This window comes from Labrys miyagiensis, from assembly GCF_030160835.1.
GTDB classification, from domain to species: domain Bacteria; phylum Pseudomonadota; class Alphaproteobacteria; order Rhizobiales; family Labraceae; genus Labrys; species Labrys miyagiensis.
Genome location: NZ_BSPC01000096.1, coordinates 172,781 through 185,134, shown reverse-complemented (window position 1 = coordinate 185,134; position 12,354 = coordinate 172,781). Strand labels below are relative to the sequence as shown.

At 64.8% G+C, this 12,354-nt stretch carries 11 protein-coding genes; 4 read left to right on the top strand and 7 right to left on the bottom strand.

From position 1 onward, the window contains the following. The first annotated feature begins 250 nt into the window (after positions 1-250). Positions 251-958: a lipoyl(octanoyl) transferase LipB gene (lipB, locus tag QQL24_RS36135; RefSeq protein WP_284317166.1), complete on the top strand. Its 708-nt coding sequence runs from the start codon at positions 251-253 to the stop codon at positions 956-958. On the opposite strand, the gene QQL24_RS36130 is transcribed toward lipB, so the two are convergent. The 4 genes from QQL24_RS36130 to QQL24_RS36115 all read right to left on the bottom strand — a co-directional run bounded on the left by QQL24_RS36130 (position 942) and on the right by QQL24_RS36115 (position 5,437). Next, positions 942-1,373, bottom strand: a complete 432-nt coding sequence (locus tag QQL24_RS36130) for a DUF805 domain-containing protein (RefSeq protein ID WP_284317165.1) — start codon at positions 1,371-1,373, stop codon at positions 942-944. The two genes, lipB and QQL24_RS36130, sit on opposite strands and share 17 nt — an antisense overlap. A 259-nt stretch (positions 1,374-1,632) precedes the next feature. Continuing rightward, entirely contained in the window at positions 1,633-2,307 is a 675-nt protein-coding gene (locus QQL24_RS36125; protein ID WP_284317164.1) for a Crp/Fnr family transcriptional regulator, read from the bottom strand. 130 nt (positions 2,308-2,437) lie between these two features. Beyond that, complete coding sequence (locus tag QQL24_RS36120) at positions 2,438-4,453, bottom strand: acetyl-CoA carboxylase biotin carboxylase subunit (protein ID WP_284317171.1); 2,016 nt, start codon at positions 4,451-4,453, stop codon at positions 2,438-2,440. Positions 4,454-4,606: 153 nt separating this feature from the next. Continuing rightward, positions 4,607-5,437: a hypothetical protein gene (locus QQL24_RS36115; protein ID WP_284317163.1), complete on the bottom strand. Its 831-nt coding sequence runs from the start codon at positions 5,435-5,437 to the stop codon at positions 4,607-4,609. Positions 5,438-5,767: 330 nt separating this feature from the next. Here QQL24_RS36115 and QQL24_RS36110 point away from each other — a divergent pair, with 330 nt between their 5' ends. After that, the gene (locus QQL24_RS36110) at positions 5,768-6,715 is read left to right on the top strand and encodes a ring-cleaving dioxygenase (protein WP_284317162.1); all 948 of its coding nucleotides are present in this window, start codon (positions 5,768-5,770) and stop codon (positions 6,713-6,715) included. 134 nt (positions 6,716-6,849) lie between these two features. Further along, on the top strand, positions 6,850-7,479 hold the full coding sequence (locus QQL24_RS36105; RefSeq protein ID WP_284317161.1) for an alpha/beta hydrolase: 630 nt from the start codon (positions 6,850-6,852) through the stop codon (positions 7,477-7,479). A 166-nt stretch (positions 7,480-7,645) separates the two neighbouring features. On the opposite strand, the gene QQL24_RS36100 is transcribed toward QQL24_RS36105, so the two are convergent. Continuing rightward, the gene (locus QQL24_RS36100; protein ID WP_284317160.1) at positions 7,646-9,178 is read right to left on the bottom strand and encodes an acyl-CoA carboxylase subunit beta; all 1,533 of its coding nucleotides are present in this window, start codon (positions 9,176-9,178) and stop codon (positions 7,646-7,648) included. Positions 9,179-9,365: 187 nt separating this feature from the next. Between QQL24_RS36100 and QQL24_RS36095 the strand changes: the two genes are divergently transcribed. Next, positions 9,366-10,649 (top strand): aspartate aminotransferase type Ic, encoded by a 1,284-nt coding sequence (locus QQL24_RS36095; RefSeq protein ID WP_284317159.1) that lies wholly within the window; start codon positions 9,366-9,368, stop codon positions 10,647-10,649. 237 nt (positions 10,650-10,886) lie between these two features. Here QQL24_RS36095 and QQL24_RS36090 read toward each other — a convergent pair whose 3' ends face one another. Both QQL24_RS36090 and QQL24_RS36085 read right to left on the bottom strand, forming a co-directional pair. Next, positions 10,887-11,675, bottom strand: coding sequence for an ATP12 family chaperone protein (locus tag QQL24_RS36090; RefSeq protein ID WP_284317158.1), 789 nt, complete (start codon positions 11,673-11,675; stop codon positions 10,887-10,889). Then, positions 11,672-12,352, bottom strand: coding sequence for an HAD family hydrolase (locus QQL24_RS36085; protein WP_284317157.1), 681 nt, complete (start codon positions 12,350-12,352; stop codon positions 11,672-11,674). Before QQL24_RS36085 ends, QQL24_RS36090 begins: the two co-directional genes overlap by 4 nt. Positions 12,353-12,354 lie beyond the last annotated feature (2 nt).

Sequence of the window (12,354 nt, the reverse complement as noted above, 5' to 3'; positions counted from 1 at the left end):
CTCGATCTTCTTCATGCTCCGGCCCGCACAGGGCGCGGAAAGGCGAAGCCGTGTCCTGGAGTTGTGTCCTGGAAACCGGTTGCCGTGTCTCAGCCAGCGCGACGCAAGCCTCCCCCACGAAGCTGGGGGAGGCTTGCGTCGCGCTCTTCACCCGATTCCCCTGTGCATTCCCGAGACAACCCTTGCCGAAGGCCCGGAATCCACCGATATCAGGGCTCCGTGCCTCCCTGCCCCCTTGGACCAAAGTTTCGTGACCAGCCGCAACGCGCTCGACAGCATCTTCCTGCCCCTTGACGATTCTCCTCCCGTCGAATGGCAGATCCTGCCCGGTCTGCTTCCCTACGCTGAGACCGTGGCAGCAATGGAAGAGCGGGCGGCTGCCATCGCCGATGGCAAGGCGGGCGAGTGCGTCTGGCTGCTGGAGCACCCCGCCCTCTACACCGCCGGCACCTCGGCGCGGCGCGAGGACCTTGTGGCGCCGCACCGCTTCCCGGTGCATGAGAGCGGGCGCGGCGGGCAATACACCTATCATGGCCCGGGCCAGCGCGTGGCCTATGTCATGCTCGATCTCAAGCGCCGCAAGCAGGATGTGCGCCTGCTGGTGGCGGCGCTGGAAGCCTGGCTGATCGGAACGCTCTGGGCTTTCCATGTGCGGGGCGAGCGCCGCGACGATCGTGTCGGCGTCTGGGTGCGCCGGCCTGAGCGTGGGGACGGCGCCGAGGACAAGATCGCCGCCATCGGCATCCGCCTGCGGCGCTGGGTGTCCTTTCACGGCATCGCCATCAATGTCGAACCGAATCTGGAGCATTTCTCCGGCATCGTGCCTTGTGGCGTGCGCGACCATGGCGTGACCAGCCTGGTCGATCTCGGTCTGCCCGTGACAATGGAGGATGTCGATCTCGCCTTGCGCGCGGCCTTCGAGCCGATCTTCGGGCCGGCGCTTACCAGGTCGCCTTGACGGTCGCAGCGAGACCGTTGCCGGGGATGATGGCAAGGGCGATCAGCCAGCCGATCATCGGGCCGCTGAACAGGCCGAAGGTCGCAAGGGTCTGCTGCCAGGAGGCGAGTGCCTCGGGATTCAGGAAGAAGATCGCACCGGCCACGGCCAGGAGATAAAGGCCGAGGAAGATCGGGATGACGAAGCCCGACCAGCCGAAATCATGCAAGCGCTTGCGCGACAGGCAGAGCGCCGACCAGGCGATAGCGGCCATGAAGACAAAGGAGCCGAGACCGAAGGGGCCGCCCCAGCCATGCATCCCGTGATGGATGCCAAGCGCGGCGAGGGCCAGCAGCAGCACGCCCATCGAGAAGGCGCCCCGGTCGACAGATCCGTTCGGCGAGAACAGCAAACGCAGGATGACGACTGACAGCATTGTCCTGACAATCCGGTTAAGCCAAGCTGATTTTATCTTTAACATCGAGGGGTTAACACGGCGTTTCAACGCAGAGAGTCAACTTTCTCTCCCGGGTGCGCGGACGTCCCGTCCGCTCTTGGAAACGCGGTGGCTGTGCGCGTACAAACGAATCTTTCGTGGGACCGTAGACGTCTTGCCCATCTTGGGAAACCTAGCGCTTCCAAGAGCGGACGGGACGTCCGCGCACCCGGGAAAAAACCTGCGATCCCGGGGAAGCCTACAGCCGCCCCGTCGCCACGCGCATCTTGTCGGCCAGACCGCCGCCGATGCGCCGGTAGAGCGCGTGGGCGATCTGCTCGTCGCGCTTGCACAGCGTCTTCAGTTTCTCCTGGTCGAAGGCGAGCACGCGCACGGCTTCGTCCGTCGTCACGGTCGCCGTCGCCGTGACTCCAGTGGCGAAGGAGACATCGCCCACAAAGGCTCCTGCCCCGATATGGGCGACGAGTTGGTCCTTCACGCGCACCTCCGTCTGGCCCTGGCAGATGAAGGTCAGCTCGCGCACCGGTTCGGCCTCGACGGTCATCACGGTCCCGGCCGGTAGCGTGCGCCACTCGGCGGTGCGCAGCAGCTGAGCCACCTGCGCCTTGTCGAGATCGCCGACGATCGGCTTGATGAAGGCCTTCTGGTCATCGGAAAGCTTCAGGCTGAAGCGATCGCGCAGGAGAATGCCGAGCTGGACGAGATTGATCAGGATGAAGGCGCTATCCCAGGCAATGCTGGGCCAAACCGCCGAGCCGCTGATCAGGAAATAGACGATCTCGAAGCCGATGCCGACCACGGCCGCCAGCCGCAGCCAGAAGATATTGGTGAGCAGATAGGATATGGCGATAATCGTGTAAGCGATATGGCCCGGGACAGCCGCCCAGCTGAAGAACTGATCCCAGATGCTCAAGGCACGGCTCCATCGGTGGGGATTGCCAGACGGCGGGAAAGCGCCACTTTGGAGTGGCAGTCTCCGACTGCCAACCTTGAAACACCGTGCTTGCCGGACGTGTCGATGGCGGTCGGAGACCGCCACTCCATTATACGAATTCCATGATCACGGCATCCACCGCCAGCGTGTCGCCGGACTTCACCCGGATCTTCTTCACGGTGGCATCACGTTCGGCGCGCAGGACGTTTTCCATCTTCATGGCCTCGACCACGCAAAGCGCCTCGCCCGCCTTGACCTCCTGGCCCTCCTTCACCTCGATGGTGCGCACCAGGCCGGGCATGGGGCAGAGCAAGGCGGTGGAGAGCGAGGCATTGGTCTTGACCGGCATCAGCCGCGCCAGCTCCGCCTCGCGCCTGGTGTAGACGCGGACGTCGATCGCCGCACCGCGATGAGCGAGGACGACACCATTGGGAATGGAGCGGACCAGCATGGAGACGGCCTCGCCGTCGATCTGCCCGGCCCAAACCGGTTGACCAGGCTTCCAGTCCGAACTCAGAATGACGAGCCGCCCGGGCGAACCTTCCACGGTGAGGAAGGTGACCTGCATCTCACCCTGCGCCTCGTCCACCTCGACGGTGAAGGACTCCTGTCCGAGCACGGCAACCCGCGTGCGGTCGAAGGTCACCGCCCGCCCGGCCATCTGGCCGCTGATCTGGCGTTTGCGCTGGTTCTGCAGGTGGTCGATCATCGTGGCCACCGCGGCGAGGCGATCGGCCACCACCCCTTCCGGCGCCGGCGGCGCAAAACCGCTCGGAAACTCCTCCGCGATGAAGGCGGTGGAGAGCCGCCCCTCCTTCCAGCGCGGATGCTCCATCAGCGCCGAAAGGAAGGGGATGTTGTGGCGGATGCCCTCGATGGCAAAACTGTCGAGCGCATCCGACATCGCGGCGATCGCGCCGGCCCTTGTCGGCGCGTGGGTGCAGAGCTTGGCGATCATCGGGTCATAATGGATCGAGATCTCGCCGCCCTCGAAGACGCCGGTGTCGTTGCGAACGGTGATGCCCTTGTCGCGCCGCTCGGCCGGCGGACGGTATTGCGTGAGGCGGCCGATCGAGGGCAGGAAGTTGCGTACGGGATCCTCGGCATAGACGCGCGATTCCACCGCCCAGCCGTCGAGCGTCATGTCGGACTGCCTGAGCGCCAGCTTCTCACCGGCGGCGACGCGGAACATCTGCTCGACTAGGTCGATGCCGGTGACAAGCTCGGTGACGGGATGCTCCACCTGCAGGCGGGTGTTCATCTCGAGGAAGTAGAAACTCTTGTCCTGGCCGGCGACGAATTCCACCGTACCGGCAGAATCATAGTTTACGGCCTTGGCGAGAGCCACTGCCTGCGCGCCCATACGCGCCCGCGTCTCGGCATCCAGCAAGGGTGACGGCGCTTCCTCGATGACCTTCTGGTTACGGCGCTGGATCGAACATTCGCGCTCGCCGAGGTGAATGACATTGCCGTGCTTGTCGCCGAGAACCTGGATCTCGATATGGCGCGGCTCGACGATAAACTTCTCGACGAAGACGCGATCATCGCCGAAGGAGGCCTTGGCTTCGGACCGGGCCAGGCGGAAGCCCTCCTCCACTTCGCCGGCCGAATAGGCGATGCGCATGCCCTTGCCACCGCCGCCAGCGGAAGCCTTGATCATCACGGGATAGCCGATCTCGTCGGCGATGCGGATAGCGGCCTTGCCATCCTCGATGATGCCGAGATGGCCGGGCACGGTGGAAACGCCGGCCGCGGCCGCCGCCTTCTTGGATTCGATCTTGTCGCCCATCGCCGCGATGGCATGTGGATTGGGGCCGACGAAGATGATGCCGGCCTCCTGCAGGGCCTTCGCGAAGGCCTCGCGCTCGGACAGGAAACCATAGCCCGGATGCACGGCATCGGCTCCGGTCTGCCGGCAGGCAGCGATGATCCTGTCGATGCGCAGATAGGATTCGGCCGCTGCCGGCGGGCCGATGAGCACGGCCTCGTCAGCCATTTCGACATGGAGGGCATCGCGGTCGGCATCCGAATAGACGGCAACGGTGGCGATGCCCATGCGGCGGGCTGTCTTGATGATTCGGCAGGCGATCTCGCCGCGATTGGCGATCAGAACTTTCGAGAACATGCCGGCGACCACCTGAAATGCCACGGAAACGTCCGTTCACGGCGTCTCACAGTTTTCACCCGTGCGCAATGAGTCGTACCCTGTGCGAGGCCGACGTGAACAAAAATGCCGGCCCCAGGGGCCGGCAAATCGCTTGGCTCGGATATATCGATCTCAGATCATCTGGCAGATCGACTTGTCCCAGTTGTTGGTTGCCGCCATCTGGCGGGGGTCGACCAGGGCCAGCAGCGCGCGCTCGGCGCGGCTGACGATGCCGTCATGCTGGATGCGTCGGCTGAGCCAGGCGCTGTCGCGGTCGTCGAGCTTCACCGGCGTCGTCATCGACAGGCCGTGCGTGTCGTTGGTGGCGAGCAGATGGGCCTGGATCGTCTCGGCGAACAGGCCATCCCAGGCCGGATCGTTGGTGCCGGTGCAGCCTTCGGCCATCTCGAACAGGATATCGGCTTCCGGGCGCGATATGATGCGGCGCTTGTCGCCCTTGGCGACCTGCAGCAGCCGGGCGAGGTTCGCGATATCCCGGGCATCGACCACGCGCGAGAAGTGAATGCGGCCGAGCGCCGCGGGCCCCTCACCCGTCATGGCCGAGTGCTGGATCTGGTGCAGCGCGAAGCTGGCAAGATCGGCGGGCACGCTGCCGGCCGTCTCGATCAGCTTGATCAGCTGTTCGAGCTCGGCAGCATTGGCTACCAGCCCTTCGCCACCATCCAGCATGGAGAGCAGCCAGGCGCCCTGCTCTCGGGAGATGCCACCCTTGGGCTCGCCATTCTCCAAGATATAGGATGTCAGCATGTCTTCGAAGAGGGCATTGAAGCTGGCGTTGCGGCCTGCCAGCCTGCCCTGGAGGGCGAACAGGGCGTCGGCGTCGGCGGCCTGGAGCGGCTCACCGCCTTGCCAACGCCGGTACATTTGCCCGATTTCGGATTCCTCGATCGCACCGCGCTCCAAAGCGGGCTGCACCAGGGTTGCGATTGGTGACGTCACCATTGGTCTAGCCTTGCAAATGTTTGCGCCAATTCCCCCGGCGCCTCATGAGGCCACTTTGAGCATGCATCACTCAAAGCTGCGTTAATGCGGGACCTTATCGTGAGGAGGTGGCCAAACAATGTGCGTTTTGCCACAAAGCTGTGGCATTGCTGCGATGCAAACCAGTTTTGCACATCTTTGCAGGCCTGCAAGAATCGCTATTTTAGCGCCAACGAAGCGAACGGAGACCAGCCGTCAGCTCTACGCTTCATCTGTTTGATACAGAAAGATTTTTTGCGAGAATCCGGCATCCTCCGGGTTTGCAGGACGGCAAGCTGGAGGGCAGCTTCCATGAGCAACACCATTTCCACCGGCGTCCACAGCGCCGGGATTCACCATATTACTGCAATCACGGCCGACGGCCGCGCCAACATCCGCTTCTATCGCGACGTGCTTGGCCTGCGCCTGGTCAAGCGCACCGTCAATTTCGATGATCCGACCGCCCATCACCTCTATTTCGGTGATGCCACCGGCAAGCCGGGCACCATCCTGACCTTCTTCTCCTGGGCTGGCGCCAACCGTGGCAAACCGGGCACAGGCGAGGCACAGGCCGTGGCCTTCCGCGTTCCCGCGGGCTCGCTCGGCTGGTGGCGCGGGCACCTTGCCAGCATGGGCATCGCCTATGAGGAGGCCAAGCGCTTCGGCGAGGAACTGATCGCCTTCTCCGATCCCGATGGCATTCGCCTCGAGCTCGTCGCCGCCGGCACGCCGGAGGGCGCAAACTGGGCGGGCAATCCGATCCCGGTCGAGCATGCGGTCGGCGGTTTCCACGGCGTGACGCTGCACGTCTCGGCCGAGGAAGGCACCGCCAGGGTCCTCACCGACGTGTTCGGCTTTATGCCCGTCGGCAAGGAGGACAAGGTCAGCCGCTACAGCAAGGCGGATGGCGTCATCGGCGGCCATGTCGATGTCATCGTCGACGCCACGCGTATCCGCCCATCCATGGGTGCCGGCTCGATCCACCATGTCGCCTTCCGGGCGACGGGTGATGCCGAGCAGCAAGCCCTGGTCGAGGCGCTCGATGCGATGCGCGTTGGCACCACGGAACAGAAGGATCGGAACTATTTCCGCTCCGTCTATTTCCGCGAGCCCGGCGGCACCATCTTCGAGATCGCCACCGACGATCCCGGTTTTGCGGTGGACGAAAGCGTCGACACTTTGGGCACCGTGCTCAAACTGCCGGCGCAGTACGAAGCCTATCGCAGCCAGATCGAAGCGGCCCTGCCGGATATCGACTAACCTGGGAGCGCGGACTTCCAGTCCGCTCTTGAGCCGCAATGCTTGCGGTTGAGAGGCAGACGAAGATGTCCGCGCTTCCTTCCCTACCTTCACCATTTCCAGGAGCGGACAAGACGTCCGCGCTCCCAGCAGCCATGACCCTCTCCCACATCCATCGTTTCGAACCGGGCCCCAGCTCCAAGGGCCTCCTGCTCCTGCACGGCACAGGCGGCGACGAGCACGACCTGATCGACCTCAGTCGCGCCATCGCACCGGGCGCCCCGCTGCTTTCGCCGCGCGGCCAGGTTCGGGAAGGCCCGGCCAACCGCTTCTTCCACCGCATGGCGGAGGGCGTATTCGACATCCCCGATCTCAAGGCCCGCACGCAGGCGCTCGCCGACTTCGTGGTCGAGGCCGGCAGGACCTATGGCATCGAGCCGCCGGTCGCTCTCGGCTTTTCCAACGGCGCGAATATCGCAGCCTCGCTGCTGCTGCTCCGCCCGGAGGTGTTGTCCGGCGCCATCCTGATGCGCGCCACGCTGCCCTTCGAGCCGGACAGCCTGCCGGATCTCGCCGGCAAGCCGGTGCTGATCCTCTCAGGCCAGGCAGACCCGATGGCGCCGGCCGCCAAGGTCGAACGGCTGGCGAACCTGCTACGCCAGGCGGGCGCCGAGGTCAGACACGAGGTGTTGCCGGCCGGGCACGGGCTGCTGCAGCGGGACCTCGAGCTGGCGCGGGACTGGTGGGCGGAATCTGGGAGCGCGGACATCTTGTCCGCCTCTTGAACCACCGCGTTTCCCGGAGAGGCGCAATTTGGTGTGCCGGTCTTCAGACCGGCATCTTCCACATAGGTCCCGGGCATGCCGGTCCGAAGACCGGCACACCGATTCGGCTCGCGTCCTGGACAACTGGGACCACAGCGGTGCCAGGAAAATCTCCGCGCTCCCAGCATCACAACGGTATGTTGTCGTGCTTCTTCTTCGGCGCCTCGACATGCTTGTTGCGCAGCATGGACAGCGCCCGCGCTACGCGCTTGCGGGTCTGCGAGGGCTGAATCACCTCGTCGACATAACCGCGCTCGGCCGCCACGAAGGGCGAGAGGAAGCGGTCCTCGTAGCGCTTGACATGGTCGGCGATCTTTTCCGGGTCCGCCATGTCCTGCCGGAAGATGATCTCAACGGCGCCTTTGGCACCCATCACCGCGATCTGCGCCGTCGGCCAGGCATAGTTCACGTCGGCACCGACATGCTTGGAGGCCATCACGTCATAGGCACCGCCATAGGCCTTGCGCGTGATGATGGTCACCAGCGGCACGCTGGCCTGCGAATAGGCGAACAGCAGCTTGGCGCCGTGCTTGATCAGCCCGCCATATTCCTGCGCCGTGCCGGGCAGGAAGCCGGGCACGTCGACCAAGGTCACGATCGGGATCTCGAAGGCGTTGCAGAAGCGCACGAAGCGCGCGCCTTTGCGGCTGGCATCGGAATCCAGCACGCCGGCGAGCACCGTCGGCTGGTTGGCGACAATGCCGACCGTGCGGCCGGCGATGCGCGCAAAGCCCGTGATGATGTTGCGCGCGAACTTTTCCTGGATCTCGAAGAAATCACTCTCGTCCGCCAGCTTGCTGACGAGTTCCTTCATGTCATAGGGCTTGTTCGGATTGTCCGGCACCAGTGTATCGAGCGAAGGCTCCAGGCGCTCGGCATCATCAAAGGACGGCAGCTCCGGCGGCCCCTCGCAATTGTTGGCCGGCAGGAAGTCGATCAGCCGGCGCATCTGCAGGAGCGCCTCGACATCGTTCTCATAGGCACCGTCGGCCACCGAAGAGCGCACGGCATGCACGGAGGCGCCGCCGAGTTCCTCGGCGGTGACGCTCTCATTCGTCACCGTCTTGGTCACGTCGGGGCCGGTGACGAACATGTAGCTGGTATCCTTCACCATGAAGATGAAGTCGGTCATCGCCGGCGAATAGACGTCGCCCCCCGCGCAGGGCCCCATGATCAGCGAGATCTGCGGGATGACGCCGGAGGCCAGCACATTGCGCCGGAACACCTCGCCATAGCCGCCGAGCGCCGCCACGCCCTCCTGGATGCGGGCGCCGCCTGCGTCGAACAGGCCGATGATGGGCGCGCGGTTCTTGAGCGCCATGTCCTGGATCTTGTTGATCTTGGCGGCATGCGTCTCGGACAGCGAGCCGCCGAACACGGTGAAGTCCTTGGCGAACACGAAGATCTTGCGTCCGTTCACCGTGCCCCAGCCCGTCACCACGCCATCGCCGGCGATATGGGAGCTGCTCATGCCGAAATCGACGGCGCGATGTTCCACGAAGGCGTCGAACTCTTCGAAGGAGCCGGCGTCGAGCAACAGCTCCAGGCGCTCGCGGGCGGTGAGCTTGCCCTTGGCATGCTGGGCGGCGATGCGCTTCTCGCCGCCGCCCAGTTGGGCCTGCGCGCGGCGGGTTTCGAGTTCAGCCAGGATATGCTTCATGAACGGCGTTTCCTGCGGCTCGTTGTGACAAATGCCGCTTGTCATCCATAAGCCGGGATTCTGAAAATTTCATCGATTTTGCGCGAGGCGAACCGGTGAAGCTGTGGAGGGGAAGCCTGCTTTCTGCTTGAACCGCTCCGGCCGGCGCTGTAGTCCCGCACAGCAGCAATCAGGAACGGAAACTCCCATGTCGACTCTGGCCCGGATGGACGCGCAGGCCCTCGCCGCCCTGCACCGCGATCTCACGCGCGACTATGAGGCGCTCAAGGGCCGCAAGCTCTCGCTCGACATGACGCGCGGCAAGCCGGCGCCCGAACAGCTCGATCTCGCCAGCGGCATGCTGGCCCTGCCCGGCAATCGCGACCATCTCACCCAATCCGGCGAGGATGCCCGCAATTATGGCGGCCTGCAGGGTCTCGCCGAGGTGCGCGCCCTGTTCGCGCCGGTGCTGGGCGCGCCGGCGGCGCAGATCGTGGTGGGCAACAATTCGAGCCTGGCCATGATGCATGACTTCCTGGTCTACGCACTCCTGCGCGGCGTGCCCGGCGGCAGCAAGCCCTGGTCGAAGGAAGAGGAGATCGCCATCCTCTGCCCGGTGCCGGGCTATGACCGGCATTTCGCGCTAGCCGAATCCTTTGGCATCAAGCTCGTCCCGGTACCGCTTACCGGCGACGGTCCCAACATGGATGAAGTCGAGCGCCTGGTGGCCGATACAAAGGTCAAGGCGATCTGGTGCGTGCCGCAATATTCCAACCCCAGCGGCGAGACCTACAGCAGCGAGACGGTGGAGCGCCTGGCGCGCATGAAGACCGGCGCGGGCGATTTCCGCATCCTGTGGGACAATGCCTATGCGCTGCATCACCTCGGCGACGAGCGCCCACATCTGCGCAACATTCTCGATGCCTGCAGCGAGGCCGGCAATCCCGATCGCCCGATCATCTTCGCCTCGACCTCGAAGGTCACGCTGGCCGGCGCAGGCCTCGCCTTCCTGGCGGGCTCCCCCACCAATGTGCGCTGGTATCTCGACAGCGCCGGCAAGCGCACCATCGGCCCCGACAAGCTCAACCAGCTGCGCCATGTCCGCTTCCTCAAGGACCTCAAGGGCATCCATGACCATATGGAGAAGCACCGGAGCCTGATCGCGCCGAAATTCGCGGCGGTGGAAGCAGCCTTCGAAAGCCGGCTGGCGCCCTATGGCTTTGCGAACTGGACGAAGCCTGATGGAGGCTACTTCATCATCCTCGATGTGATGGAAGGCACCGCGAACCGTGTCGTGGCCCTCGCCAAGGCGGCGGGGCTCGCGCTCACGCCGGCAGGCTCCACCCATCCCTATGGCAAGGACCCGCTGGACAAGACGCTGCGCATCGCGCCGACCTATCCGAGCCTCGCCGAGGTGAAGCAGGCCGCGGATGCCGTAACGCTCTGTGCCTTGCTGGCGGCTTGCGAGAAACGCCTCGCCAGCGAAGGGTAATGCTGGGAGCGCGGACGTCTTTCCTGGGACCGCAGGCGTCTCGCCCGCTCTTCGTTCGTCCAGGGCGCTGGCTAAAATTGGTGTGCCGGTCTTCAGACCGGCATGCGCTCGACCTGTGCGGCAAGATGCCGGTCTGAAGACCGGCACACCGATTTCGCCCCTTCCTGAACCTGAGGCGTTTCCAAGATGCAGGCGAGACGCCTGCGGTCCCAGGAAAGGCGTCCGCGCTCCCAGGGATTACCGCAGCATCCCCAGCAGCCGCGACGCCGCTTCCATCTCGCGCCAGCGCCAGGCGCGGCGCTGCTGGGCTTCCTCGTCGCTGCCCCAAAGCTCGATCTGGTAATCCTCGTCGACATGCGCGGCCGCCCAGGCGGCCTCCGGCTCGAGATGGCCTCGGGCCACCGCAAGCGCCAGCACCACCGAGCCGGTGAGCGTTGTAATCACATGGAGACTTGCCAGGCCCAGCTCATCGAAGGTCGACACGGTCCGGGCGATGGCGGCCAGCGCCTCGGGCGGCTGAGCCTTGTGGATGATGCCCTCGGTCAGAGTCAGTTCGGCCCCGACATTCCGGACACTCCATTCCAGAACGGGGTTCCATGCCTCGTTCTGCCGGCGCGCCAGCTCCGCGGGGGTGTCGGCGCGATAGCACAGCAGGTCCGAACCGCCATATTTGGCGATCTCGTCGATCACCGCCTGGCGCGTTTGGCACACGCCGTCGATCGCCGAATTGGCGATGCGTGTCATCGGCATGGCGAAGGGGTCGATATGATCGGCCTGCGCGTTCCACTCCCCGGCCAGCGCCTGCGCGATGTCGGGCGAAGAGAAACCCAGCAGCGCCTTGGCCGGCGTGCGGGCCACGCGTCCATCGAGCGCCACGGCATGGAGACCGTCCCTCTCGACGATATGCGCCTGTTTGTAGAAGCGTTTCGGCAGTTCCGGCTTCATGCCCTTCTGGGCCGAATGCATGGGATCGGGAACCGAACCGTCGCGAAACCAATGGCCGTAGAAATCGCGCTCGTCGCTCATGAGGGTTCCGGCACCTTGAAGGCATCGACCAGCGGCAGAAGCTGGTCGAAGGTATCGATAATGTGGTCGGCTCCGGCCTCGCGCAGCTCCGCCACTGGGTGGTTGCCCCAGGAGACGCCCACCGTCGCCGCTCCGGCGGCGCGGCCCATCAGGATATCGAAGCTGGTATCGCCGATCATGATCGCCTGCTCGGGCGGCAGGCCCACCTCGCGCGCTGCCTGCAACACCATGCCTGGATCGGGCTTGGAGGGCGCCTTGTCGGCTGTCTGGATGGTGGCGAACACGCCCTTGCTCCAGCCGAAGCCATCGAGAATGCGCTCGACACCGCGCATGGATTTGCCGGTGGCGATACCGAGGACGACGTCGTCGCGCAGGCGCAGCGTCGCCACCAACTCCGCCGCACCCGGAAACAGGGGCGGCGCATGGCTGGGATCGTCCACCCGAGAAAGGAAAGCCTCGCGATAATAGGCGGCAGCCTGCTCGATCTCGGCCGCGGTGGTCTCCTCGCCCAGCAATTGACGCACCGCCGGTTCGAGCGACAGGCCGACAATGCCGAGCATCTCGGCGCGTGGCAGCAACGGGCGGCCCATGCGCTCAAACATATGCACCAGGCAAGCATGGATCAGATGCTGGCTGTCGAGCAGCGTGCCATCGACATCGAACAGGACGAGTTTCACGT

Excerpts from the sequence above, each read along its gene's own strand:
- QQL24_RS36130 (WP_284317165.1), bottom strand. The coding sequence starts at position 1,373 with ATGCTGTCAGTCGTCATCCTGCGTTTGCTGTTCTCGCCGAACGGATCT.
- QQL24_RS36120 (WP_284317171.1), bottom strand. The coding sequence starts at position 4,453 with ATGTTCTCGAAAGTTCTGATCGCCAATCGCGGCGAGATCGCCTGCCGA.
- QQL24_RS36115 (WP_284317163.1), bottom strand. The coding sequence starts at position 5,437 with ATGGTGACGTCACCAATCGCAACCCTGGTGCAGCCCGCTTTGGAGCGC.
- QQL24_RS36110 (WP_284317162.1), top strand. The coding sequence starts at position 5,768 with ATGAGCAACACCATTTCCACCGGCGTCCACAGCGCCGGGATTCACCAT.
- QQL24_RS36105 (WP_284317161.1), top strand. The coding sequence starts at position 6,850 with ATGACCCTCTCCCACATCCATCGTTTCGAACCGGGCCCCAGCTCCAAG.
- QQL24_RS36100 (WP_284317160.1), bottom strand. The coding sequence starts at position 9,178 with ATGAAGCATATCCTGGCTGAACTCGAAACCCGCCGCGCGCAGGCCCAA.
- QQL24_RS36095 (WP_284317159.1), top strand. The coding sequence starts at position 9,366 with ATGTCGACTCTGGCCCGGATGGACGCGCAGGCCCTCGCCGCCCTGCAC.
- QQL24_RS36090 (WP_284317158.1), bottom strand. The coding sequence starts at position 11,675 with ATGAGCGACGAGCGCGATTTCTACGGCCATTGGTTTCGCGACGGTTCG.